Source organism: Limnohabitans sp. (assembly GCF_046052765.1).
Taxonomy (GTDB): domain Bacteria; phylum Pseudomonadota; class Gammaproteobacteria; order Burkholderiales; family Burkholderiaceae_C; genus Limnohabitans.
In genome coordinates this window covers 18,484-42,873 of sequence record NZ_JAVLFQ010000033.1, presented here as the reverse complement: position 1 = coordinate 42,873, position 24,390 = coordinate 18,484, and the positions used below count along the sequence as shown (strand labels likewise).

General features: G+C 53.4%; 23 protein-coding genes and 1 riboswitch. Of the genes, 8 read left to right on the top strand and 15 right to left on the bottom strand.

All coding sequences use genetic code 11. From position 1 onward, the window contains the following. Window positions 1-461 precede the first annotated feature (461 nt). The 3 genes from ettA to AC9UG7_RS04245 all read left to right on the top strand — a co-directional run bounded on the left by ettA (window position 462) and on the right by AC9UG7_RS04245 (window position 4,762). Window positions 462-2,126, top strand: coding sequence for an energy-dependent translational throttle protein EttA (gene ettA, locus AC9UG7_RS04255; protein WP_509584615.1), 1,665 nt, complete (start codon window positions 462-464; stop codon window positions 2,124-2,126). 163 nt (window positions 2,127-2,289) lie between these two features. After that, a complete protein-coding gene (locus AC9UG7_RS04250) occupies window positions 2,290-2,928 on the top strand; it encodes a response regulator (protein ID WP_509584612.1) in 639 nt (212 codons plus the stop codon). 139 nt (window positions 2,929-3,067) lie between these two features. Continuing rightward, window positions 3,068-4,762, top strand: a complete 1,695-nt coding sequence (locus tag AC9UG7_RS04245) for a long-chain fatty acid--CoA ligase (protein WP_509584609.1) — start codon at window positions 3,068-3,070, stop codon at window positions 4,760-4,762. Between the two features lie 14 nt (window positions 4,763-4,776). Here AC9UG7_RS04245 and AC9UG7_RS04240 read toward each other — a convergent pair whose 3' ends face one another. After that, a complete protein-coding gene (locus tag AC9UG7_RS04240; protein ID WP_509584606.1) occupies window positions 4,777-5,187 on the bottom strand; it encodes a BLUF domain-containing protein in 411 nt (136 codons plus the stop codon). 171 nt (window positions 5,188-5,358) lie between these two features. Between AC9UG7_RS04240 and AC9UG7_RS04235 the strand changes: the two genes are divergently transcribed. Both AC9UG7_RS04235 and AC9UG7_RS04230 read left to right on the top strand, forming a co-directional pair. Then, a complete protein-coding gene (locus AC9UG7_RS04235; RefSeq protein WP_509584623.1) occupies window positions 5,359-6,393 on the top strand; it encodes an LLM class flavin-dependent oxidoreductase in 1,035 nt (344 codons plus the stop codon). A 23-nt stretch (window positions 6,394-6,416) separates the two neighbouring features. Next, complete coding sequence (locus tag AC9UG7_RS04230) at window positions 6,417-7,445, top strand: methionine synthase (RefSeq protein ID WP_509584603.1); 1,029 nt, start codon at window positions 6,417-6,419, stop codon at window positions 7,443-7,445. 125 nt (window positions 7,446-7,570) lie between these two features. On the opposite strand, the gene AC9UG7_RS04225 is transcribed toward AC9UG7_RS04230, so the two are convergent. The 7 genes from AC9UG7_RS04225 to mutL form a co-directional block, all read right to left on the bottom strand. Next, on the bottom strand, window positions 7,571-8,701 hold the full coding sequence (locus AC9UG7_RS04225) for a Fic family protein (RefSeq protein ID WP_509584600.1): 1,131 nt from the start codon (window positions 8,699-8,701) through the stop codon (window positions 7,571-7,573). 141 nt (window positions 8,702-8,842) lie between these two features. Next, a complete protein-coding gene (locus AC9UG7_RS04220; protein ID WP_509584598.1) occupies window positions 8,843-9,364 on the bottom strand; it encodes a hemerythrin domain-containing protein in 522 nt (173 codons plus the stop codon). Window positions 9,365-9,421: 57 nt separating this feature from the next. Further along, window positions 9,422-10,180: an SDR family NAD(P)-dependent oxidoreductase gene (locus AC9UG7_RS04215; protein WP_509584595.1), complete on the bottom strand. Its 759-nt coding sequence runs from the start codon at window positions 10,178-10,180 to the stop codon at window positions 9,422-9,424. A 97-nt stretch (window positions 10,181-10,277) separates the two neighbouring features. Beyond that, window positions 10,278-10,904: an RluA family pseudouridine synthase gene (locus tag AC9UG7_RS04210; RefSeq protein WP_509584591.1), complete on the bottom strand. Its 627-nt coding sequence runs from the start codon at window positions 10,902-10,904 to the stop codon at window positions 10,278-10,280. A 7-nt stretch (window positions 10,905-10,911) separates the two neighbouring features. Further along, a complete protein-coding gene (gene miaA, locus AC9UG7_RS04205; RefSeq protein ID WP_509584588.1) occupies window positions 10,912-11,886 on the bottom strand; it encodes a tRNA (adenosine(37)-N6)-dimethylallyltransferase MiaA in 975 nt (324 codons plus the stop codon). After that, the gene (locus tag AC9UG7_RS04200) at window positions 11,861-13,054 is read right to left on the bottom strand and encodes a multidrug effflux MFS transporter (RefSeq protein WP_509584585.1); all 1,194 of its coding nucleotides are present in this window, start codon (window positions 13,052-13,054) and stop codon (window positions 11,861-11,863) included. Before AC9UG7_RS04200 ends, miaA begins: the two co-directional genes overlap by 26 nt. Then, window positions 13,054-14,913: a DNA mismatch repair endonuclease MutL gene (gene mutL / locus AC9UG7_RS04195; protein WP_509584582.1), complete on the bottom strand. Its 1,860-nt coding sequence runs from the start codon at window positions 14,911-14,913 to the stop codon at window positions 13,054-13,056. The genes AC9UG7_RS04200 and mutL overlap by 1 nt, the downstream gene beginning before the upstream one ends. A gap of 108 nt (window positions 14,914-15,021) precedes the next feature. On the opposite strand from mutL, the gene AC9UG7_RS04190 reads away from it, so the two are divergent. Further along, window positions 15,022-15,663, top strand: coding sequence for a VTT domain-containing protein (locus AC9UG7_RS04190; RefSeq protein WP_509584620.1), 642 nt, complete (start codon window positions 15,022-15,024; stop codon window positions 15,661-15,663). A 3-nt stretch (window positions 15,664-15,666) separates the two neighbouring features. Here the strand turns inward: AC9UG7_RS04190 and AC9UG7_RS04185 are convergent, their stop codons facing one another. Further along, window positions 15,667-17,205, bottom strand: a complete 1,539-nt coding sequence (locus tag AC9UG7_RS04185; protein WP_509584579.1) for an N-acetylmuramoyl-L-alanine amidase — start codon at window positions 17,203-17,205, stop codon at window positions 15,667-15,669. 37 nt (window positions 17,206-17,242) lie between these two features. Further along, window positions 17,243-17,743: a tRNA (adenosine(37)-N6)-threonylcarbamoyltransferase complex ATPase subunit type 1 TsaE gene (tsaE, locus tag AC9UG7_RS04180; RefSeq protein ID WP_509584576.1), complete on the bottom strand. Its 501-nt coding sequence runs from the start codon at window positions 17,741-17,743 to the stop codon at window positions 17,243-17,245. On the opposite strand from tsaE, the gene queG reads away from it, so the two are divergent. Next, entirely contained in the window at window positions 17,732-18,895 is a 1,164-nt protein-coding gene (gene queG, locus AC9UG7_RS04175) for a tRNA epoxyqueuosine(34) reductase QueG (RefSeq protein ID WP_509584573.1), read from the top strand. The genes tsaE and queG overlap by 12 nt on opposite strands. Window positions 18,896-18,993: 98 nt before the next feature. Further along, window positions 18,994-19,599 (top strand): cation transporter, encoded by a 606-nt coding sequence (locus AC9UG7_RS04170; RefSeq protein ID WP_509584570.1) that lies wholly within the window; start codon window positions 18,994-18,996, stop codon window positions 19,597-19,599. Between the two features lie 329 nt (window positions 19,600-19,928). Here the strand turns inward: AC9UG7_RS04170 and AC9UG7_RS04165 are convergent, their stop codons facing one another. The 5 genes from AC9UG7_RS04165 to AC9UG7_RS04145 form a co-directional block, all read right to left on the bottom strand. After that, entirely contained in the window at window positions 19,929-20,747 is an 819-nt protein-coding gene (locus AC9UG7_RS04165) for a sulfite exporter TauE/SafE family protein (RefSeq protein WP_509584568.1), read from the bottom strand. Window positions 20,748-20,753: 6 nt separating this feature from the next. After that, window positions 20,754-22,271, bottom strand: a complete 1,518-nt coding sequence (locus AC9UG7_RS04160; RefSeq protein ID WP_509584565.1) for an acyl--CoA ligase — start codon at window positions 22,269-22,271, stop codon at window positions 20,754-20,756. 12 nt (window positions 22,272-22,283) lie between these two features. Continuing rightward, window positions 22,284-23,288 carry a 2-dehydropantoate 2-reductase gene (locus tag AC9UG7_RS04155; RefSeq protein ID WP_509584563.1) on the bottom strand — a complete coding sequence of 335 codons (1,005 nt, stop codon included), beginning with the start codon at window positions 23,286-23,288 and terminating at the stop codon, window positions 22,284-22,286. Window positions 23,289-23,522: 234 nt separating this feature from the next. Continuing rightward, the gene (locus AC9UG7_RS04150; RefSeq protein ID WP_509584561.1) at window positions 23,523-23,819 is read right to left on the bottom strand and encodes a cell division protein ZapA; all 297 of its coding nucleotides are present in this window, start codon (window positions 23,817-23,819) and stop codon (window positions 23,523-23,525) included. Beyond that, window positions 23,816-24,031, bottom strand: a complete 216-nt coding sequence (locus AC9UG7_RS04145) for a DUF904 domain-containing protein (RefSeq protein WP_509584559.1) — start codon at window positions 24,029-24,031, stop codon at window positions 23,816-23,818. Before AC9UG7_RS04145 ends, AC9UG7_RS04150 begins: the two co-directional genes overlap by 4 nt. 34 nt (window positions 24,032-24,065) lie before the next feature. Beyond that, window positions 24,066-24,338, top strand: a riboswitch (cobalamin riboswitch). Window positions 24,339-24,390 lie beyond the last annotated feature (52 nt).

Here is a 24,390-nt window from a genome sequence, read left to right as displayed (position 1 = left end):
CAGCCAGCTAAAGACCGAGGAAACACATTTGGGCAGGTAGGTAACAAACGCTTGGTTTGATCCGGCCCCAGCAGAAGCGCTGATGTTGAAGCAACTGGTGGCGTCAACTGGTGTGTATTGTGGCATGAAAGTGCCCGAAGACATTCTAGGGTCTATGGGTCAAGTCAGCGGTACCTGGAAAAGCTCAATGCTTGGTGTCTGGCAACTGAGATTTGCTTGCAATCTAAGCCGAGTTTCAACTTGCCTTTTACATAGTGCCCTCGAGTGAGTTGATTCAAAACTACTCTGCAGACTGATAGAAAACCTGATGGCTCAATGTTTGTAATGATGCTGTATTCGGCTTATTTATTACTTGCCGCTGCTACAAATTCACTCCAAACATAAAGCCTTCACTTGAAGCAGAGATAATCCCCAGTTACCCGCCGCCACGCTGTGTGGCGCACCGTCTAGAGAGTCATTCCATGTCCCAATACGTTTTCACCATGAACCGGGTCGGCAAAATCGTCCCGCCCAAGCGCCATATTTTGAAAGATATATCGCTCAGCTTTTTTCCCGGCGCCAAGATCGGTGTGCTGGGTTTGAACGGTTCGGGTAAGTCCACGCTGCTCAAAATCATGGCCGGTATCGACAAGGAAATCGAGGGCGAGGCCCAGCCCATGCCAGGTTTGCGTATCGGTTATTTGCCGCAAGAGCCGAAGTTGCGCCCTGAACAAACCGTGCGCGAAGCGGTGGAAGGCGGTATGGAAGAAGTGATTCAAGCCAAGCAGCGCTTGGAAGAGGTGTACGCAGCCTATGCTGAAGAAGATGCCGACTTTGACGCTTTGGCTGCCGAGCAAGGCCAGTTAGAAGCCATCATCGCCGCCGCTGGCAGCGACAACAGCGAGCACCAGTTGGAAATCGCAGCCGATGCGTTGCGCTTACCGCCGTGGGACGCCGTGATCGAGCATTTGTCCGGCGGTGAAAAACGCCGAGTAGCCTTGTGCCAGTTGCTGCTCTCCAAACCCGATATGTTGCTGCTGGACGAGCCGACCAACCACTTGGACGCCGAGTCTGTCGATTGGCTGGAACAGTTTTTGTCGCGTTTTTCCGGCACCGTGGTGGCCATCACCCACGACCGCTATTTCCTTGACAACGCTGCCGAATGGATTTTGGAACTCGACCGCGGCCACGGCATTCCCTACAAAGGCAATTACACGACCTGGTTGGAGCAAAAGCAGGACCGTTTAGAGAAAGAACAAAAAGGCGAAGAGGCACGTGCCAAGGCCTTGAAGAAAGAACTCGATTGGGTGCGTCAAAACCCCAAAGGCCGTCAGGCCAAGAGCAAGGCGCGTATTGCACGCTTTGAAGAGTTGTCAGATTTCGAATACCAAAAGCGCAACGAGACACAAGAGATTTTCATTCCCGTGGCCGAGCGCTTAGGCCATGAAGTGATCGAATTCACCAATGTCAGCAAATCGTTCGGTGACCGTTTGTTGATTGACAACCTGAGTTTCAAAGTACCAGCGGGTGCCATCGTTGGCATCATCGGACCCAACGGCGCCGGTAAATCCACCTTGTTCCGCATGATTGCAGGCAAAGAGCAGCCCGACAGCGGCGAGATCAAACTCGGCCAAACCGTGAAGATGGCTTTTGTCGACCAGAACCGCGACGATTTGGCGAATGAAAAAACCGTGTGGGAAGACATTTCCGGCGGCTTGGACATTCTGACCGTTGGCAAGTTCGAGATGGCCAGCCGGGCGTATTGCGGACGCTTTAACTTCAACGGCGGCGACCAGCAAAAACGCGTGGGCACGCTCTCCGGCGGTGAGCGCGGGCGCTTGCACTTGGCCAAAACCTTGATTGCTGGCGGCAATGTGTTGATGCTGGACGAGCCGTCCAATGACTTGGACGTGGAAACCTTACGCGCGTTGGAAGACGCTTTGCTCGAATTCGCCGGCAGCATCATGGTGATCAGCCACGACCGCTGGTTCCTCGACCGCATCGCCACCCACATTCTGGCTTGCGAGGGCGATTCGCAATGGACCTTCTTCGACGGCAATTACCAGGAATACGAAGCTGATAAGAAAAAGCGTTTGGGCGAGGAAGGTGCCAAGCCCAAACGCATGCGTTACAAGGCGCTTAAGTAAAATAACAACACTTTTTTTGGCTTTCAGTTGAGGAAATCAAGAAATATTTTATTAATTCTTAAAAATTAATAAAATGGAGATGTTTTCATTTAAATTACAATTAAAATATTCATTTTTAATGACAAACATCTTTCTTGGTTAAACCAAGCTCAGCGGAGACTCCATGAGCCACAAAGCAATTCCTGATTCATCTGATGAGTATTGCGGAACCAGTTACGCTGCCAAATTGCTCAATTTGTCAGTGGGTTCTATTCAATCTCTGGTGGAAAAAAATGAACTCATCGCCTGGAAAACACAAGGTGGGCACAGGCGTATTTCCATTCAGTCTATTTACGAATACCAAAACCGGGCCAATATTTCCCCCAAGGCGCAAAGCCATCAAGGCAAATTTCTCAAGGTCATGGTGGTGGAAGATGACGACAACACGCGAGCCATGTACCAAGCCCACTTTGACGCCTGGGATTTACCCCTAGATGCCATATTGCAAGCGTCGGCCATAGAGGCGTTGCTCGATATTTCAGTGGTCAATCCTCAAGTTTTGTTGACCGATTTACGCATGCCAGGCATTGATGGTGTGGCAATGTTGCGCCAACTCAGCGCCCATCCCCAATACGCTCACATGTCCGTGATCGTGATCACAGGCTTGAATGAGGCGGAAATCAAGGCATATGGCGAATTACCTCCAGGCACGCATTTGTTGCAAAAGCCCATAGACATGGGCTGGCTCAAAGGGTATTTTGAAGCCATGTTGAGCTTGCGCACACCTGCCAAAAAACCGTCCATACAGCTCGATATCGTCTAAATCCAGCTTCATCACCCATTGTCAAGTCCGGCCTTGGTTATTGGTCTTGTTGCAGCAGTCATGCAGTGACCTGCTGGCGACATGTACTCAGTGCGTTTACTCTTGCTACTTCTGTCCACTGCCGCTAGCCTTGGCAGACATGAAAACTCACTACGCACATTGGCCGCTTCGCGTGCCGCACAGCTTGACACCTGCCCACACCACTTTGTGGGACAACCTAGAGATCAGCGCGAGACGTTTTCCTGACAAGGATGCGTTGGTATTTCTTGGCACCCGCCTCAGTTACAGCCAACTGGCACAACAGGCCGAGCGCATAGCCGCGTGGTTGTCCAGCTTAGGTGTTAACAAAGGAGACAGGGTATTGCTTTACATGCAAAACTGTCCTCAATGGGTGGTCGCACACTTTGGCATATTGCGAGCCAATGCAGTGGTGGTGCCTGTCAATCCAATGAACCGCGCCAAAGAACTTGAACATTACATCACCGATGCAGGTGCGGGCATTGCGATTACCACGGCTGATCTGGCGGGCTATATGGCGATGGCCAGCAACGATGTCGGAAGCCCTGGTTTGAAGCACATGTTGGTGACACATTACACCGATGCTTTTGATCCTCAGCATCAGTCAACTGAGCAATGGCCTGCAAGTTGGCAATCATGGTTGACTGCTACTCATGAGGATTTTGATTTCAAGCTTGGCCAAATTCACAATTGGCAAACGGTGATGGCGAATACAGCGTCTGCGCCTGACTACAACGTAAGGCCAGATGATTTGGCGGTGTTGCCCTACACCAGCGGCACCACGGGTTTGCCTAAAGGCTGTATGCACCCGCACCGCAGCATCATGCACAACGCCATGTCTGCCACCATTTGGCATAACGTGACGCAGGAAAACATCGCCTTGTGCGTGGTGCCTTTGTTCCACATCACCGGCATGGTTGCTGTGATGCACACCTCCATTTATGCCGGCGTCACCCTGGTGCTCATGCCGCGCTGGGACCGCGATTACGCAGGGCATTTGATTTCTAAGCGGCGCATCACCCATTGGACCAATATTCCCACCATGGTGATCGACCTGTTGGGCAGCCCTACGTTTGACCAATACGATTTGTCATCGTTGATCGCTATTGGCGGCGGCGGTGCTGCCATGCCGCAAGCGGTGGCCCAGCGTTTGCTGGATTTGTACGGGTTGCGTTATGTCGAAGGCTATGGATTGACCGAAACCGCCGCGCCTTCGCACAGCAATCCACCAGACCGGCCCAAGCAACAGTGTTTGGGAGTTCCGTTTATCGGTGTGGATGCCCGCGTGATTCATCCAGACACTTTGCAAGAAGCGGCGGTCGGGGAGCAAGGTGAGATCATCATGCGCGGTCCACAAATATTTGACGGTTACTGGCAGCGGCCCGACGCAACGCAGGCGGCTTTCATGGAGTTGGAGGGTCAACGTTATTTCCGTTCAGGCGATTTGGGTCATGTCGACGAGGAAGGGTATTTTTTCATCACCGACAGGCTCAAGCGCATGATCAATGCGTCAGGCTTCAAGGTCTGGCCAGCCGAAGTTGAGGCCTTGATGTTTCGCCATCCCGCAATTCAGGAGGCCTGTATCGTCTCTGCGCGGGACAGCTATCGCGGTGAAACCGTCAAAGCATTTGTGGTGCTACGCCAAGGTCAGCAAGGACAGGTGAGTGAGGCCGACATCATGGCTTGGTGTCGCGACAACATGGCAGTGTATAAAGCGCCTAAGTTGGTGGAATTCACAGACGCATTGCCTAAAAGCGGTAGCGGCAAAGTCATGTGGCGCAGTTTGCAGGAAGCGGAGATGGCCAAGACCGCTTAATCATCGCGACAGGATTACTGAATCGGTTTTCCGCTGCTGATCCATTCGTCAATTTGTTGTTCTAAGGTTGCACTGGTGGCCGAATAAGGATCGAACTCCGGATGTTGCATGACCACCATCGGGTCGGTGTCAGACAAGTTAATCAATGCCATGGACCATTGGCTGAATTTTCTTTGTTTAATTTCTTCATACTTGACCAGTTCCACGTCTTTGTGGCGCGAGTCCCGCACGATCCGTCCATACAACTGATTGACCACACCGCGATCGCCTTCGAGCATTTGCAGAAAAAAACCGTCGCCTTGACAAAGCACGCCGCTGATTTGGTTCACCCGGTTAAATACCATGGCCGTTTTGAGAATGGAACCTGTGACCACACTGGTTTGTGGACCGGCGCTGCGACTGATGTAAAAAGCTCTAACCAGCATGGATAACTCCTTTGATACTCCAACGAGAAATGAAGCTTCCGCTGTACAAGCGCATAGTAAACGCAAATGCAAGACTCAAAAGGGCAGGAAAGCCCTTAGTTAAATTGCTGTCCAAGGGATTGAATGACCTGAATTTGCAGACAAAGCTGCTTGCGTATGATCAATCCCATGTTGAAACTCTCTGTGCTTGATCAATCTGTCGTTTCTCACGGGCAACCGCAAGATGCCTCCATTCGCCAGACGCTGGCTTTGGCGCAGCGTTGCGAGGAATGGGGCTATGGGCGTTTTTGGGTCAGCGAGCACCACAACCTGCCCAGCATCGCAGGCACCGCGCCTGAGGTGTTGTTGGCGGCGATTGCGGCGCGCACCACGCGCATAAGACTTGGCAGCGCAGGTGTCATGCTGCCGCATTACGCACCATTCAAAGTGGCCGAACAATTTCGTGTTTTGGATGCGCTGGCCCCTGGTCGCATAGACCTGGGATTAGGACGCGCACCTGGCAGTGACGGGCGAACCTCGCAGTTGCTCAACCCGGACCGCTATGCCTCCGAGCGTTTTCCGCAACAGGTGATGGAATTGCAAGCTTGGGTCAGCAACCATGGTTTACCGGCGGGTCACCCTGGCCACGGCGTCATTGCACAACCGACCAGCGACACCACCCCTGCGCTTTGGATATTGGGCAGCTCCAACTATGGGGCGCAACTCGCAGCACACTTGGGTTTGCCTTATGCGTTCGCGTATTTTTTCAGTGATGGTGTTGGCTGTGAACAAGCGCTGGATTTGTACCGCAGCCAATTCAAACCCAGCGCATATTTGGACAAACCGCAAGCCACGATTTGCGTTTCTGCGCTGGCGGCTGACACCGAAGCGCAAGCGTGGTTCCAGTTTCAAAGCCGCGCACGTTGGCGACTCGAACGCAACCGGGGCAGGGTGACAGCTTTGCTGCCGCCAGATATGGCAGTAGCAGATTTGAGCCCGCAAGATGCTTTCGCCATGGAAGCCATGTGCGACGATGCATTGGTTGGAACTGCCGCCCAAACCGCTGACAAAATGCGCGCGTTGGCGGCGCATTTGGCACTCGATGAACTGGTGGTCTGCACTTGGGCGCACGACCCGCAAGTGCAACTGCGTTCATTTGAATTGTTGTCGCGGGTATTTTCTTTGACCGAAAGGGCGCATTGCTCGCCTGAGGTCGCGCTGGTTTGATATTTTTATAACGGAGACTTTCCATGTTTGCAACATCAATTGCGGGCAGCCTGCCCAAACCCGAGTGGTTGGCTGAAACGCAAAAACTCTGGCCGCAGTGGAAAGCCGAGGGCGATGCACTGCGTCAAGCCAAGGCAGATGCCACGCTGTTGTGGATCAAAGCGCAAGAAGATGCAGGACTGGACATCATCGGCGACGGCGAACAGGCGCGGCAACATTTTGTGCATGGTTTTTTAGAGCAAGTCGAAGGCATTGACTTTGAAAACAAAGTCAAGATGGGCATTCGCAACAACCGCTACGACGCCATGGTGCCGCAGGTGGTATCAGCCTTGAAACTCAAAGGCCGTGTGCACGCCATGGAAGCGCAATTGCTGCGGGCGCATACAAAGAAAAAAATCAAATTCACCTTGCCCGGTCCTATGACGATTGTCGACACCGTGGCCGACCGTTTTTATGGCGAAGGAAACGCTGGCCGCGTCAAAATGGCGATGGCTTTTGCAGAACTGTTAAACCAAGAGGCGTTGGCGTTGCAAGCCGATGGTGTGGACATCATTCAGTTTGACGAACCGGCTTTCAATGTCTACATGGAGGAAGCCGCTGACTGGGGTGTGAAAGCGCTGGAGCGTGCAGCCCTTGGTTTGACTTGCACGACGGCTGTCCATATTTGTTATGGCTACGGCATACAAGCGAATGTAGATTGGAAAAATACACTTGGCCATGAATGGCGCCAATACGAAAAAATATTTCCAGCTCTGGCCAAAAGCAGCATTGACCAAGTGAGTTTGGAGTGTTTCCATTCTCACGTGCCTATGGATTTGATTGCTTTGCTCGAAGGTAAAGACGTGATGGTTGGCGTCATCGACGTGGCGGCAGACGCGATTGAAACGCCCGAGGAAGTGGCCGACACCATCGGTAAGGCGCTGAAGTTTGTCAACAAAGAACGCTTGTTTCCATGCACCAATTGCGGCTTGGCGCCGATGAGCCGCGAAGTGGCGTTGAAGAAACTGGAGGCGTTGGCTAAAGGGGCGGCACTGGCCAGAGAGCGGATGTGATTTTGGACAGCCGAAAACGCTTTGGCGTGGCAATGGCTCGGCCGCCGAATGCAGCGAGTACATTGCCTTGTTGTAGCTCCCTCTCTCACCCCGGATAGCTACACTTAATTACCTAAATGCACAGATCACCGAGCAACATCTGCATCCACCAACAAATACCCCGTACTGCGTCCCGCCCCGTTTGACTTTTGCAGCACGCCAAGTGTCATCAGTTGGGTGATGTCGCGCAGTGCAGTGTCAGGTGAGCATTTAGCGATAGCCGCCCATTTGCTGCTGCTGAGTTTGCCTTCCAAGCCGTCGAGCATTCGGTTGAGCAGTTTCACCTGTCTTTCGTTCAACGCGACGCCTGCCAAACGTTGCCAGAAAAGCGCTTTGACAAGCACCTTTTCCAGCGTGGAATGCGAGCTCTCTATGGCGCGGTAGAGTGTGACCAGAAACCATGTCAGCCATTGGGTGACATCCAGGGTTCCTTTTTGTGTGCGTTCCAAGATGTCGTAATAGTCTTTGCGTTCTCGCTGTATTTGTGCGGACAAGCTGTAAAAGCGTTGCAGGCTGCTGTCTGCGCGAGCCAAGAAAAGATCGCCCACGGCGCGTGCCATGCGACCGTTGCCGTCATCAAAAGGATGCAAGGTGACAAACCACAGATGCGCCAAGCCTGCTTTGACCAGTGCAGGTTCTCCGGTGGCTGCATTAGCCCATGTGATGAAGTCTGCGGTTTCTTTGGGCAATGTGTGTGCGGGGGGTGCTTCAAAGTGAACCTTGCGCCGTCCCACTGGACCAGAAACCACTTGCATCGGTCCATCTGAATCATTCCGCCATTGGCCGGTAGTGATTTTGTTCAGCCCCGAATAACCGGTGGGGAACAATGCAGCATGCCAGCCAAACAGTCGCTCAGCGCTCAGGGGTTTGTCACTGTTCAGGGTTGCGTCGAGCACCATGTCGACCACGCCATCTATATGCCGATCTACCTGTGCCACTGCTCCGATGTCCACGCCCAGACGCCGCGCGACGGACGAGCGCACAGAGTCTGCGTTAAGCACTTCGCCCTCGATTTCGCTGGTCTTGACCACCTCATCTGTCAATGTAGCGATGCCGGCCTGATCTCGCACAGCCATGCCTACATCAGCCAATCGGCCCATCAGCAGACCTTGGGCATGACTGACGGTAGTCAATTGATTCGCAATTGCTGACAGGTCGTAGCGCCAGTTCGGCCAGGCATCTGATTGCCAGATATAGGTTTTTTCTCCGCTATTCATACGGAGATTAAGCACCATAATGACTGAGATAGCAAGTTATTTACCGTATAAATTGCGGTGAATAGACCGATTAATTGCCGCAATTAACTCTTTCGTATGAAAAAAAGGGCCCTCAGGCCCTTTTTTTTAAGCACGGAAATATCAAACCTGCGAACTGGCCTCATCCAAAGGCACGCCGCATTCACCGGCTTGCACGCCCTCGGGCAGCACCTGGGGTTTGTGCACGATGCGGGTGACCGGGTCGTATTGCACTTCTTTCAAAAACATGGCCAGTACCGCGTCCATGCTTTTGGCGTGGCCGTCAAACCATACGGCAAGTTCGCCGGTTAGTTGCCGCACCAGTTTCAAGTTGCCGTCTTCCTGACCGCGTCGCAGTGCTTCACGCATGACTTTCAAAATCATGTCGTGCTCGTCGGTATGGCAGCCGCCAGGTCCAAAGCTCACATCTTGCATCCATTGGTTTTCGCCGTTGAAATGCTCTTCGGTGTGGGCGATCAACTCGATGAAACTGTCTATCAACTTGTCTTCGGGGGCCAGTTCAGTGGCGGCCAGCAAGTCAACAAACTCGCGGTGCGTCTGGTCCATTTTGTCCATGTTCATCACCAAGTCGTCAGACCAGGTGAGCGTGGGTTGTTCGTCTAAGGTAGTCGTTTGAGTGTTCATGTTTTTAAATCCTTGGGTGGATGATAAACGCCTGAATTAATTGGAGTCTGACCCCAATTAAATATCCCTGACGTCGGCCACCGGGTTGTCGCCGAAGTCGGGGCGTTGCAAATAGGCCAATATTTGGGCTGCTGCGACTGTTGGCGTGGTCAAAGCACCGGTATCTTTCATCTGCACAAAACGGGTTTGGTCAGGAAATCCTGCACCGGTGGCTGAGCGCAGTTCGGTTTGCATGTCGGTATCTATCACGCCCGGGGCCAAAGACACCACTTTGGCAGGATTGGCGTGCAGGGCTTCGTCCAGCGCCAGACAGCGGGTGAAATGGTCTAACCCGGCTTTACCGGCGCAATACAAAGCGCTGGCAGCCATGGGGCGGCGACCCAGACCGGAAGAAATATTCAAGATCTTGCGCGGCATTTTCCATGTACGTGTGTGTTTCAAAAACACCGAACTCAACAACACCGGCGCTTGCAAATTGACGGCTATGCCTTGCAGCAAATGCTCGGCTGATGCATCGTTAATTGGCCCCAAATGCCCGATCAGACCAGCGTTGTTGATCAAGGTGGCTGATGCGAATTCTTCGGGATTGAGTGCGTCAAACCAATGCGACAGCTTCTCAGACACGGTGGCGGGTTGCGCCAAGTCGGCTTGCCACTGCACCAAGTGTGCGCCGTGTTTGTCGGCGATGGACGTCAACGCGTCGGACTGACCGCGCGATATGCACAACACCCATTGGTCGGCATGACAAAGCTGCTCGGCCATGGCCAAGCCCATGCCGCGTGAAGCGCCGGTCAGGATGGTGAGATGTTTTTTCATGTGGATGCTCCGTTAATTCAGTAGATTGTGGCAGTTGTTGTGAGCAGAGTGTGAGGGCGCTTCGCATGCGTCTTAAGCGCAAAGTCTGCAAAGAGTGTCAAACCGGCCAGGGTGGTTCGCATTGCCATTGCAAAGCTTGCTGCGTCAACGGGTGTATCAACCCAAGACGGCTGGCATGCAACATCAAGCCATGGTCACTGACGCAAGCTGGGGCGTACAACGCATCCCCAAGTATGGGGTGACCGATGGCCTGCATATGTACCCGTAACTGGTGACTGCGTCCGGTCAACGGGTGTAATTCCAGCAAAGAGGTGCTGCGATTGGCATGGTGTTTCAAGCAGCGCCATTGCGTCACACTGGGTTTGCCATCGGTATCTATTTTTTGCAACGGACGGTTGGGCCAATCGGCCATCAAGGGCAGGTTGATGGTTTGCCAACCGTCAGTCAACGGCAGCAAGCCGTCCACCCATGCCAGATAGTGTTTCTCTACTTGTCGTGCTTCAAACAACATGCTCAAGGCACGTTGGCTGTCGCTGTGCAAGCCAAACACCATCAAGCCAGAAGTCGCCATGTCCAGTCTATGCACCACCACGGCAGACGGGTGCATGACTTGTAATCGCGTCAGTACGCAATCTTGTTTGTCTGCGCCGCGCCCAGGCACGCTGAGCACACCGCCTGGTTTGTTCAGCACCACGAAATGCGCGTCTTCAAATAATACATTCATTGGTTTGTCAAAGCACTGACAAGCGCTTGAGTAATGCTTGCCATTGCTTTGGCAAATCGGGCTGGTCGCAGTTCAACACATGGCGATGCGGCATGCTGCGCAGCCAAGTCAATTGTCGCTTGGCCAATTGGCGACTGGCAGCCACTCCCGTCTCGCGCAGTCTGTGCAAGTCGTGTGCAGAGGGTATTTCGTTCTGAATGGTTTCCAGCAGATCCCAGCATTGGCGGTAACCGACACAACGCATCGAGGGTAATTCGCCATGCAAGTTCCCGCGCGCGCGTAATGCGCGCACCTCATCAAGCAAACCGAGTTGCAACATGTGATCAAAACGTTGTTCAATGCGCTGATGCAGCCAAGTGCGTTGTACGGGTTCGAGTGACACAACTGCAATCGCTGGACCTGCCTCTCGCGTCGCACCGAAAAATGAGGACAAGGGCTTGCCGCTGACACGCCACACCTCCAGCGCACGCGATATGCGTTGCGAATCGTTGGGCGGTAAACGCTGTGCTGTGATGGGATCTACCCTTGCTAGTTCGGCATGCAGTGAAGGCCAGCCCTTTGTCACTGCCTGCGCTTCTATTTGTGCTCTGACCGATGGAGAGGCCAAGGGCAAATCGTCCAACCCATCGACCAGAGCCTTCAAATACAGCATGGTGCCGCCGACCAGAAGAGGCAGTTTGCCGCGTTGTCGAATCTCTTTGATCAAGCGGGTGGCGTCGCGCACAAACTCGGCCGCGCTATAGCTTTGTGTGGGGTCGCGGATATCGATCAAGTGATGGGGCACCGATTTCATTTCATCGCGCGAAGGTTTGGCCGTGCCAATGTCCATGCCCTGGTAGACCAACGCTGAGTCCAGGCTGATGATTTCCAGAGGGATTTCTTGAGCCAGCGATAAGGCTAATGCGGTTTTACCGCTGGCGGTCGGTCCCACCAGCGCCAGTGCCTCATGCGTGGATTCAATCGGCCTTGACGGGTTCACCATGCCATTGCACCAGGGTCCAAGCGGTCAACGCCAACACCGTACCCCAAAAAGCCACACCATGCGCCAGAGGAAATAAAGTGCCGTCGATGCTGTGGCTGAGCCAAGCACCGGTGGCGAATGCGGCAAGCATCATCAAAAAACCATTCATCGCAGACGCAGCGCCGGCTGACAAAGGGAACGGGCCGACAGCGCCGCTTTGACCGATGGGTTGGTGCACACCATGGGCAATGATCATGGGGTACATGCCCAGCACCAGACTGACAGCGCTGGCCCAACCACCATAAATCATCCATGTCAACAGCAAGGCACTGGAGGCGCTGGATATGCCAGCCAATGCGATGGTGCGACGCATGCCGATTTTGCGAAGCAGGAATCGGCAAATGATGGTGCCTGTGATGTACATGATGGACATGGAAGACAGTATCCAGCCAAGTTGCAGGCTGGACAAATGCAGCACTTGAATAAACACAAACGAGGAAGTCGCCAGATAGACAAACAACACACCATAGCCTGCCAGCGACAAAAGCGCGAATGCGCGAAAGGTCGGATGGCACAACACCTGCCACCAGATGCGCAACATGGTCGGCAAATGCAAGGCTTGTGGATTGGGTTGCGACAAGGTTTCTTCAAACCGCCACGCCACCAAGCACAGCGTAGCGACAGCGTAAATCACCACTGACATCAATGCCACTTGCCAGCCCCAGTGTTGGCTGAGAAAACCACCCAAGGGAGGACTGGTGCAGGCCATCAGACCCAGACCAGTCATCGCTTTGGACATGACACGTGCGCCGGTTGCGGGTTCGTACAAATCGCGCACCACGGCACGCGCACTGGTGATGACTGCGCCCATGGAAGCGCCTTGCAAAATACGCCACGCCACCAATGTGTCAATGCTGGTACTCAGCACACAACCGATAGCCGCCACCAAATACAAACCCAATCCCAACAGCATGATGGGGCGCCTGCCCACCTTGTCGGAAAATGGTCCCCATAGCAACTGAGATGTACCGAAGGCCAGCAACAGTCCTGTGAGGGTGTACTGAACCATGCCGACACTGGCTTTCAAATCGGCTGCCAAACCGGGCAAGCTAGGCAAATACAAATCGGTAGATACCGGTTGTAAACCGATGGCCAATGCCAGCAGCAAAATCACCAGATTCGCATGCATCAGCGACCCCGTAAAAACAAGGCGTCAAGTTCACGCATGGTCAGTAGTCGCCAGGTGGGGCGTCCGTGGTTGCATTGATCTGCACGTTCGGTGACTTCCATTTGCCTGAGCAAAGCGTTCATCTCTTCTATCGTTAATTGACGGTTGGCCCGCACTGCGGCATGGCAAGCCATGGCGGCCAGTACGTCGTCGCGCGCACGTTGCAAAACCTGATGGGCATCGTGTTGCGCCAACTCGGTGAGTACGCTGCGAGCCAATGCGACGGCGTCGCCTTGTGCCAGCGATGCTGGCACTCGTCGCACTGCCAATGATTGGGCAGACAAAATCGAAATATCCAGACCCAGCGCAGCCAACACCTCGGCATGGCTTTCGGTGGTGGCGATTTCTTCGGCAGTAGCTGTGAAAGAAGCGGGGATCAACAGGTTTTGGCTTTGTAAAGAATGCTCGGCCAGTTGTGTTTTAAGGCGTTCGTAAACGATGCGTTCATGTGCGGCATGCATATCTACCAGCACCAAGCCTTGGGCGTTCTCAGCGAGTATGTAAACACCTTGTAATTGCGCCAACGCTTTACCCAGCGGCCATTCACCTTGAGGTAAAGGTAAAGAGTTGAAGGGCATGTAAGGCGATGGCTGCTGCTCAGTGGCTTTGACCGCCGAGGGTTGCCACAGTTGTCCCAGATCTTTCAAGGGTTGGCCAGACTGGGATTGCCAGGGCAGACTGGTCTGCTCTTCAAGCCGAGGGGTTGGTTCACCAAAATGCTCCAAGCGTGAGATGGCTTGTTGCCTGTCTTGCACAAAAGTATTTCTGGTTGACGCTTCGCTGTGGGCCATACCGTGTGGTGTTTGACCTGCACGCGACACAGACAGTGCACCAGTCAAGGCGTGTTGCACCGCTTGATGCACTTCACGACTGTCTCTGAAGCGCACCTCAATTTTGGTCGGATGCACATTCACATCGACTCTTTGCGGATCAATCTCCAGATAAAGCGCATACACCGGTTGGCGTTGACCATGCAACACATCCTCGTACGCACTTCGTGCCGCGTGAGACAGGACTTTGTCACGCACATACCGGCCGTTCACATAGGCATACTGTTGATCTGTTCGCGCACGTGCCACGTCTGGCACACCGGCGCGTCCACGCACACGTACCGCGCCGTGCTGGTGGTCTATCAACAGCGATGTCTCCAGAAAATCTGCACCCAGTACATCAGCTAAACGTAAATCCAAGCCTTTTTCATGCGCCTGCGCTCGCCATTGCGCAATGATTTTGCCGTCGTGCCACAAAGCAAAACCCACATCGGGGCGGGCAAGTGCATGACGCTTGAGCGATTCAAGGCAATGCGCCAATTCGGTGGCTGTGGACTTCAAAAATTTACGTCGCGCTGGTGTGCTGAAAAACAATTCCTTGACCTCGACGCTTGTGCCTACGGAACGTGCCACGGGTCGCAACTCGCCGCTGCTCGCGTCGAGTTGCATGGCATGTGCTTGTTCAGCGGTGCGTGAAAGTAGGCTCAGTTCGCTAACTGCTGCAATCGCAGCCAAAGCCTCGCCGCGAAAACCCATGGTGGCGACAGACTCGAGGTCATGCAGACTAGCGATCTTGCTGGTGGCATGCCGCTTGAGTGCCAGCGGCATCTCAAAGTCCAGCATACCGCCGCCGTCATCTTCCACGCTGATCAGTCGCACGCCGCCTTCCACCAAGCGCACGGTTACCTGCGAGGCGCCGGCATCCAATGCGTTATCCACCAGTTCACGCACCACGGAGGCTGGGCGTTCCACCACTTCGCCAGCGGCAATCTGGCTGATGAGTTCATCGGGGAGTTCGCGAATGCGCGAGGGGGTAGAAGAAAAATTCACCCTCAGATTCTAGGTGACAAGTACGAATGAAGGCGTTGAGAGGTCGTGCCTGAGACAGCCTTGGCGGGTCGAGACTCAGGGTTGTACAAAGCGTTGATAATGCCCGACATGGAAATACTCGCCTACTTGATTGAATTCATATTTCATATCGATACACACTTGACGCTGCTGGTGCAAGAACATGGCACGTGGATTTATCTGATCCTCTTTGTGATTGTGTTTGTTGAAACCGGTCTGGTGTTCATGCCACTGCTGCCGGGTGATTCGTTGTTGTTCATCGTTGGTGCCTTGGGCGCAACTGGTGTGTTGAATCTGCCCTTGGCCTTAGGTTTGATGCTGGTTGCAGCGATTGCTGGTGACCAATGCAATTACCTGATAGGCCGATACTTCGGGCAACGACTCTTAGCCAGTCAGACCAGATGGTTTAACCGTAAGGCGTATGACCAAGCGCATATGTTTTACGAAAAACACGGCGGTATCACCATCATTGCTGCACGCTTTTTGCCGTTCATTCGAACATTTGCGCCTTTTGTGGCCGGTGTGGCGCACATGGACAGATTGCGTTTTACGTTTTTCAATGTTTCGGGTGCTGTACTGTGGGTGGTTGGCGTGGGTGCCATCGGTTATGTATTTGGCAACATCCCTTGGGTACAACAGCATTTTGAAAAAATCATTTGGGCATTCATAGTGCTTCCTGGGTTGGTGTCCTTGTGGGCTGCATTCCAAGCGCGACGCAAGCCAGTGGCTTGATATTTACACAGCCCGGTTTCTGGCCATGGGTGGGTTGCGTAAAAAATAATTCTCAATGCCTTTCATCAAGGCATCCGCCAGTTTATTTTGGTATTGCTCGCTCAGCAGCAAGGTTTCTTCTTCAGGGTTACTGATGAAAGCGGTTTCCACCAACAGGCTGGGTATGTCCGGCGCCTTGAGTACTGCAAACCCTGCTTGCTCAACTTGAGGTTTGTGAAGTTTGCCTACCCGGCGAATTTGTCCGAGCATTTCGCTGCCCAGTTTCAAACTGTCGTTGATTTGGGCGGTGGTGCTCATGTCAAGCAATGCCCGTTGCACATGCTGGTCCTGCACTTTGATGTTCAGGCCGCCAATCGCGTCTGCACCGTTTTCTTTATTGGCCATCCAGCGTGCTGCAGCGCTAGAAGCTGCGCCTTGGCTCAGGGCAAACACACTGGCGCCGCTGGCCTTGGGTGTGAAAAAAGCATCTGCATGCAGGCTGATGAATAAATCAGCTTGCACTTGTTGTGCTTTTTGTACGCGTACATGCAACGGCAAAAAGAAATCTGCATCCCTGGTCATGAACGCGCGCAACGGCAATTCTCCGCGCCGTGTTTTCAATACGGTTTTATTGATTCTTTCGCGCAAGCGGTTGGCAATTTGCAGCACCACATCTTTTTCGCGCGTTCCGCCCGGGCCGATGGCGCCCGGGTCTTCACCGCCGTGACCCGGATCGAGTGCAACCACTGCAAAGCGTTCAACACTGGGTTCGGGGTCATTTTTGTTTAAGGCTTGTTTGGTAGGGGCCGTGGGTGGTGCTGCGTTGCCGGAATGCGTGCCTGCAGTGCTGCCAGGCTCTGGCCGGTTTTGCACAGGCGCTGTGCTTGGTGATGGGGGCGTTGGTTTGGGGATTGCTGTTATGGACGGCGGCAGTGATGGCGGCACTGATGGCGTGTCGGGCGCAGTGTTTGGTCGTGCTTGAGTGGGTGGTGTAACTGCGGCTGCTTTGGAATTCTCGTTAGGTTTTGACAAGGCATTGTTGTCTATCAGTTCGCCCAACGGGTCCTTGCTGATATTTGTTTTTTTGTCGTCCCGCAATTTTTCTGTGATCAAAGCTTCCAGCGGATCAATATCTTTGAATGGATACAAGTCCAGTACCAAGCGGTGTTGAAAATGGGCTTGCCCGGACTGCACCGGTTCCAGATTGAACACTTGCGGCTTGACGGGTTGACGCAAATCCAAAACCAATCGCACGATAGTCGGTGTGTATTGACCTATGCGTACCCCGGTTATGAACGGGTCGTCGCTGCGCACTTTGCCAACCAAGTCGCGCAATGCGGTGTTCAATTCAATACCTTCAATATCAACTGCCAAGCGCGGGGGTTGAGACACAAACGTATTTTTGGTCACCAGTGCAGTGTCTGACTCAATCGTGACGCGTGTGTAGTCGTTGGCTGGCCAGACCCGTACCGCCACAATGGTGGCGCCGCTTGCCAATTGGGCCTTGCCCAATAGCAATGCAAGCGTGCCAGTTTGCAGCAGTGTGCGTCTGTGCAAGTTCATGGTCGGTGCGCTCTGATATCTGTGGCGAAAAGGTATGTCATGCAAGCAATTTTCGTCCAATATCACTGTGGGCAGTCAAACGAACCACCCGACTTTCATCTGCGTTGACTTGCAAATCTATGTCAAGGTCAGCGGGTGGTAAAAATCCTGTCGCTTTGTCAGGCCATTCGCAGATTTTCAAGCCAGGTGCTGAGAATATGTCTCTGAACCCCGCATCTTCCCATTCCTGCGGATCCTTGAAACGGTAAAAATCAAAATGCCATGCTGAAAATGACCTTAACGCGTTGCTGAGTTCGTATGATTCGACAATGGCATAGGTTGGACTCTTGATGCGTCCAGTGACACCGAGCGCTTGCAGCAGGTAACGGGCAAAAGTGGTTTTACCGCTGCCCAAGTTGCCTTGTAAGCACAGCACAGCATCACGCAACCAAGGCTTGTCTGAAAGGCTGCGTGCATAGGACTGACACGCTTGTTCATCAGGCCAGTTCAGGGTTTTTACAATCGGCGTTTGGTTCAAAGGATTGATGTGTCCATTCAACAGCAGGGGTTACCAGAGCAATTACAGCTTTGGGGGCGACAACTGGGATTCTCCCAAATTGGCGTAGCCCCTGTGGATTTGTCCGATGCCGAGCCAGGGTTGCTGTCTTGGCTGGCCAATGGCTTTCACGGCGACATGGACTATATGCAGCGTCATGGGCTGATGCGTGCCCGACCCACGGAGTTGTTTGCGGGCACCATGAGCATCATCACTGCGCGCATGGATTACCTGCCGGCAAGCCATCTTGCTGAGTCGACGTTCAGCCAAACAACATCTGTTGCTTCAACCGACATGGATGGCAACGCTGAGTCAGTGACTGACACACACCGCTTTATCCAACACGAATGGGCGCGTTTGCAACAACCTGAGCAAGCAGTGATTTCTGTGTACGCCAGAGGGCGTGACTACCACAAGGTCATGCGCCAACGTTTGCAACAACTGGCGCACAAACTGCAAGAAGCAGTGGGTCCTTTGGGGCATCGTGTTTTCACCGACTCCGCCCCGCTGCTCGAAGCCGAATTGGCGGTCAAAAGCGGTTTAGGCTGGCGCGGGAAACACACGCTGGTATTGCAGCGAGACGTCGGTTCATTTTTCTTTTTAGGTGAAATTTTGATTGACATGGCGCTCACCCCCAGCGAACCTGCGAGTGAGCATTGCGGTAGTTGTCAGGCTTGTATCAGCGCATGTCCAACACAGGCCATCGTCGCACCTTACCGATTGGATGCACGACGTTGCATCTCCTACCTCACGATTGAACACAAGGGCTCGATACCTGTTGAACTGAGGCCATTGATGGGTAACCGGATTTACGGCTGCGACGACTGCCAACTGGTGTGTCCTTGGAACAAGTTCGCCAAGCGCAGTACCTTGCCTGATTTTGATGAAAGACATGGCCTGGGTTCGGCGCAATTGGTGGAATTGATGCAATGGGATGAAGCCACTTTTTTGCGAAAGACCGAGGGCAGTGCGATCCGCCGCATTGGCCATGTGCGGTGGTTACGCAATGTGGCGATTGCCATCGGTAATGCTTTGCGTTCAAAGCCTGGTGTACCGCAGGCAGAGCAACAGAGTTTGCGCTTGGCCGCGCAGGCTTGGGCTGGCCATCCCGACCCGGTGGTCAAAGAAAGCGTTGCTTGGGCGCTTGAAACCTGACAAAACGCACACGTTGGGCGCTGATATTCGGTCAAGCCAAGCCTGGAAGTTGACTTAGATCAAAACAAGTGCATGCATTCAGTTCTAAGCTTGGTTTCATGAGCTCAAACTACGCCTTACTCGACGAACCAGCCCAATGGTCCGCCTTTAGCACGCCTTCTCCGGAAAATAAAAATGCCGATCAAACACGTGGCCTGTGGCAGTCTCAGGTTGTGGTTGAAGGCATGCACTGTGGCTCTTGCGCCTTGAATGTAGAGAAAGCTTTGTGTTCAGTGCCGGGCGTCAAGCAAGCCACTGTCAATGGCGCCACTCACCGCGCCGAAGTGGTTTGGTCTGCCGAACAAGTCAAACCATCTCAATGGTTGAATGCCTTGCATAACGCTGGTTACGAGGCTGTTCCTGCCAATGACCATGTGGCGCGTAACGAGGGAAAGTGGGAAGTACGCCGTCAATTGTGGCGTTGGGCAGTGGCCGGTTTTTGCATGATGCAAGTGATGATGTATGCGCTCCCGCCGTATGTGTCAACTGACATCACTATGGAGATGTTGTCCTTATTGCGCTGGGCGGCTTGGGTGCTGACTTTACCCGTGATGTTTTTTTCTGCGGATGTGTTCACCGCTGCCGCTTGGCGCGATTTGAAACGTGGCGATATCAGCATGGATTTGCCGGTGGCACTTGGTATTCCGGTGTTGGTATTGCGTTAATTGGGGTCAGTTACCAATTTCCCAGTTTCCTCACGCCATGCCGGCTCGGTCGCCGCTCACCGCGGCTTTGCGGCAACGTTCGCGTCGGCCCGCCCGTCATGTCGTTTGTCCAATCGACATTATTCCTCCGACGACATTTCTGCGGTGATAGAAATTCCGCTTCAGCAAATTAATTCTTTTAAGGCCGAACAGAAGGGGGCGTTGATTCGATCGAAAGCAGAGAAAAAAATCGCACCGGACGGGTCTGCCTAAGCGTGACTTCAGAACAGCAGGAATGACCGCACCCACAAGACGATTCGGACTAAGCTATACGACCAACTTAAACGTCATCAAAACGCTGACAACCCGCGATACAACATGGTGCAGGCCAGCACATAGAGTAAAAATGCAAATCCTCGTTTGAGTTTGGCAACAGGTAGTCGCTGCGCATACCTTGCACCCATAGGTGCGGTGAACACAGTGCAAACACAAATAATGAAAAATCCAGGTAACCACACATAACCGAAACTGTGCGCTGGCGTGTTGGTCACTGACCAACCGCTGACCACATAGCCGATGGCGTTCGCGAGTGCTATGGGAAAACCTAAAGCGGCACTGGTGCCGACTGCTTGTCGCAATGGTATGTTGCACCACGCCATGAATGGCACACTGATGAACGCACCGCCTGCGCCCACCAGTCCTGAGATCAACCCAATGACGCCGCCCACTATCGATTGACCTGCAGCACCTGGCATTTGGCGCGAAGGTTTGGGTTTTTTATCCAACAGCATTTGCGTGGCTGAAAATGCGGTGAAAAAACTGAACAACAAGGCCAGCACAGAACCTTTGATCACGGCAAACAACCACAGGCTGGAGATGGCACTTCCCAACACAAGTCCTGGCGCAATCCCTTTGAATAAATCCCAACGAACAGCACCTGCTTGATGATGAGCACGGGTGCTAGCCAGCGATGTGATGACGATGGTTGACATGCCAGTGGCAATCGCCATCTTCACTGCCATGTCGGTGGATATATCCAAATGGTGAAGCAAAAAGGTGAGAAAAGGAATCATCACCAATGCGCCGCCAACGCCAAGTAAACCCGCCAAAAAACCGGCGCACGAACCTAGCGCCGCAAGAGCCAGCAACAACAACGGCCAGTTGGACATAGGCACTTAAGCGAGACCGAGTTTTTGTGCCATGCCTATGCGTTGCAATTTACCGGTGGCGCCCTTGGGGATTTCATCGAGCAGCAAAATTTTGCGCGGTACTTTGAAATCTGCCACACGGGTGGCGACGTAATCGCGCAATTCTTTTTCAGTGGCTGCTGTGCCTTCACGCAACACCACTGCAGCGCCAACTTCTTCGCCGAGTTTGTCGTGCGGGATACCGAAGCACACCACTTGAGCGACGGCCGGGTGGTCCATCAATATTTCATCGATTTCGCGCGGGCTGATTTTTTCACCACCCCGGTTGATGATTTCTTTCAAGCGCCCTGTGATGCTGATGTAGCCGTCCGCGTCCATCACGCCCTGGTCGCCGGTACGAAACCAGCCGTGGGTGAAGCCTTCAGCGTTGGCCTTGTCGTTGTTCTCGTAGCCGGGTGTGACGTTGGGGCCGCGAATCACGATTTCACCGGTCTCTCCGGCTTTGAGCAAGTTGCCGTCCAAGTCCATGATGGCGACTTCAGGGCCTGCGGCAATACCGACGGTGCCGGGTTTGCGTTGAGCAGGGGGCAGCGGGTTGCAAGCCATTTGGTGAGCGGCTTCTGTCATGCCATAGGCTTCAATCACAGGCGCGTGAAATGTGGCTTCCAACTCTGCCAACACTTGCGGCGGCAGCGATGAAGACGACGAACGAATAAAGCGCAAAGGCACGCGTGCGATCACTTCTTTGTTGTTTGCAGCGCGAGACAATATGGCTTGGTGCATGGTGGGCACTGCGGTGTACCAACTGGGCTTGACTTCGTCCATTTGCGCAAAAAATTTCAGTGCATTGAAGCCGCCGGTGCAATGCACTTCACCGCCTTGAGACAACGGTGCCAAGATGCCAGCGATCAAACCGTGGATATGAAACAAAGGCATGACGTTCAAGCCCCTGTCCGTGGATGTGAAGCGCGTGCTGGTCGCAATGTGTTGGGCTGATGCGCAGACGTTGCGTTGCGTTAAGGGCACGATCTTCGGGCGCGATGTGGTGCCGGATGTGTGAAGCACCAGTGCCACATCGTCAGGCAACGCCGCACCGGGATGCGTAGGGGCAGAAGTCGTACGCGCAGAGGTGTCCAAGGTGAATGAACCTGCGCCATGGGCAGGTGAGGGATGCAATACCAAAATAGACACGCCGAGCTTGCGTGCGACTTCAATGGCGGGAGAAATTGAACCTGCTTCGACGATCAATGCCTTGGCGTTCAAGTCGTTCAAATAAAACTCAAATTCGTCAGCCCGGTAAGAAGGGTTGAGCGGTGCAGATGTGGTACAGGCTGCTACTGTGATGAACGAGGAGGCCATGTCCGCGCCGTTGGGAAGTACCAGCGCCACACGATCGTTACGTCCAATACCGACAGCATTCAATGATTGCTCTACGTAGGAAGCCAGCTTACGCAAACCGGCATAAGTCAAACGGGCAGCGCCAGTAGCACTCAGGCAAGTGTCAGCGTCTTGGCCTGCGGCCAACCATTCGGTCAATGTTTGCATGGTGTGTCCTGTTTAATTCAAAGTGAGTCCGTGTCCACTGCGCAGCACCGATTGCTGCAGCAACAAACACAAATGGTGTACGGTTTTCAAGGTGGGGGTGGGTAAGCCGACGATGTCACCGAGTTCGATCACGCTGCCCAGCAACGCATCCAGTTCAAGCGCTTTGCCTTGTTCAATGTCTTGCAACATGGAAGTCTTGTGTGCGCCCACAGCCTGAGCGCCTGCGATGCGTTTGTCTAAGCTGATTTTGAATTGGATACCAGTGCGTTCGGCTACAACCTGCGCCTCTTGCATCATCATGGCCACGACTTCACGAGAAGGTGCAAAGCTGGCAATGTCTTCAAGCGTTGCATGCGTGAGCGCAGACACCGGATTGAAACTCAAGTTACCCCATAGCTTGACCCACAGCTCGCTGCGTATGTCGTTGGATACTGGTGTTTTAAAACCTGCACCAATCATGGCTTGTGCCAGTTGGGTCACGCGTTCGGTTTTTTCGCCGCTGGGTTCACCCAAAGTGAAGCGGTTGCCCTCAATCAGACGAACCACGCCGGGTGCAATCAATTCAGCTGCAGGGTAGACAGCAGCGCCGATGATGCGCTCGGGCTTGAGTAATTGCCACAACTGACCTTGCGGATCGAGGGTTGAAAGTTGTTTGCCGTTGTACTCGCCCGGCCATTGATGGAAATACCACCAAGGCAATCCGTTTTGCATGGTGACTATGCAACTGTTGTCATGACACAGCGCAGCGATGTCGGCAGCGACGGCGGCCACTTGGTGTGACTTGAGTGTGACCAACACATAGTCATAGGTAGCCGCACTGGATATATCACTCGCTTTGATATTGGCAGCGTGCAATACATTGCCGTCCTCTGTTTGCAATTTCATACCGTGTTGTGAGATGGCTTGCAAATTGGCTCCACGTGCAATCAGGGTGACATCATGGCCAGCCAATGCCAGTTTGACACCGAGGTAGCCGCCAATGGCACCGGCTCCGACGATAGCGATACGCAAACTCATGAATAGGTGGGGATTAAAGGGTGATCAGTGTCTAAGAAGGTGTCTGCAAGGTTCTACCGGATTGTCATCCTGAACAAAAGGTTCAGGTGGGCGAGGGCAGTAAGGTGTTGGGTTCATCTACGCGAGATGATCACGCTCACCAAACGATGTTCCAAGCCCGGGGCTCCATAGAGCATTGGTTCAAGAAATATAAACCCGGCAGACTTGCAGACAGTTACATTGTAGGAGCAAGTGTCATAACAAATGACCATCCTGTCCTAAAGCCGAGTCAAGGCGGTATAAGAGGTTGTTGAGGTTGTGGTTGGAGGTGACAGGCTCCGATGGGGCGGACGAAAAATCGGAGAGCTCAAAAGCCAGGTTGAGCGCCGCCAACACGGCGATGCGGTCGCGTGCCTTGATTTTCCCTGCATCGCGAATGCTGCTCATGGCCGAGTCAACTTTTTTGACAGCGGCGTGAAAGCGTTCTTCTGCGCCGACAGGGCAACCCAGTATGTAACTCTGCCCCATGATTTGTACTTCAACCTGGTTCATGCACCGTCCTTGACGTCAAGCGGTAACCGGTCAAGCAAACCGTCTATGCGACTGCGTGCAGCCTGGAGTCTTGACTTCAAAGAGTCGCGTTCGTGTGTCAACGTATCTACTTGAGTGACCAGTAAATCGTTGGTGCGCTTGAGTTCCTCATATCGGACAAGCAAACGTTCCACGCGCTCAAGTACGGCATCCAATGTAGTGTTTTCAGACATGGAAAGTATTTTAGGGGTCTAAACCAAGACTTGTGGCTAGAATCAACCCGTTGGTGCTCGCGGTGTGGTTCACATACCGCAGTTCAACGGGAAGCAGAAGTTTTCACTCTACCAAGTACATCTTTTAGGTACATGGCATGAGTTGATGACCAGCCTGCGCTGCCCCCGCAACGGTCAAGCGAACGAAACACGGTAACGTGTTTCCGCCCTATCCTACATAGCCACTGGATGCCTTGAACAAGCAACTGGGAAGGCGGACAAGGTTGTTTTCGCCAGCCCGGATACCGGCCAACAAAGTGGAGTCGCGCGAGTCGTGCCTCCGTAACGTCCATGCACTGTCGGGGAAGGCGGTGAGGGCA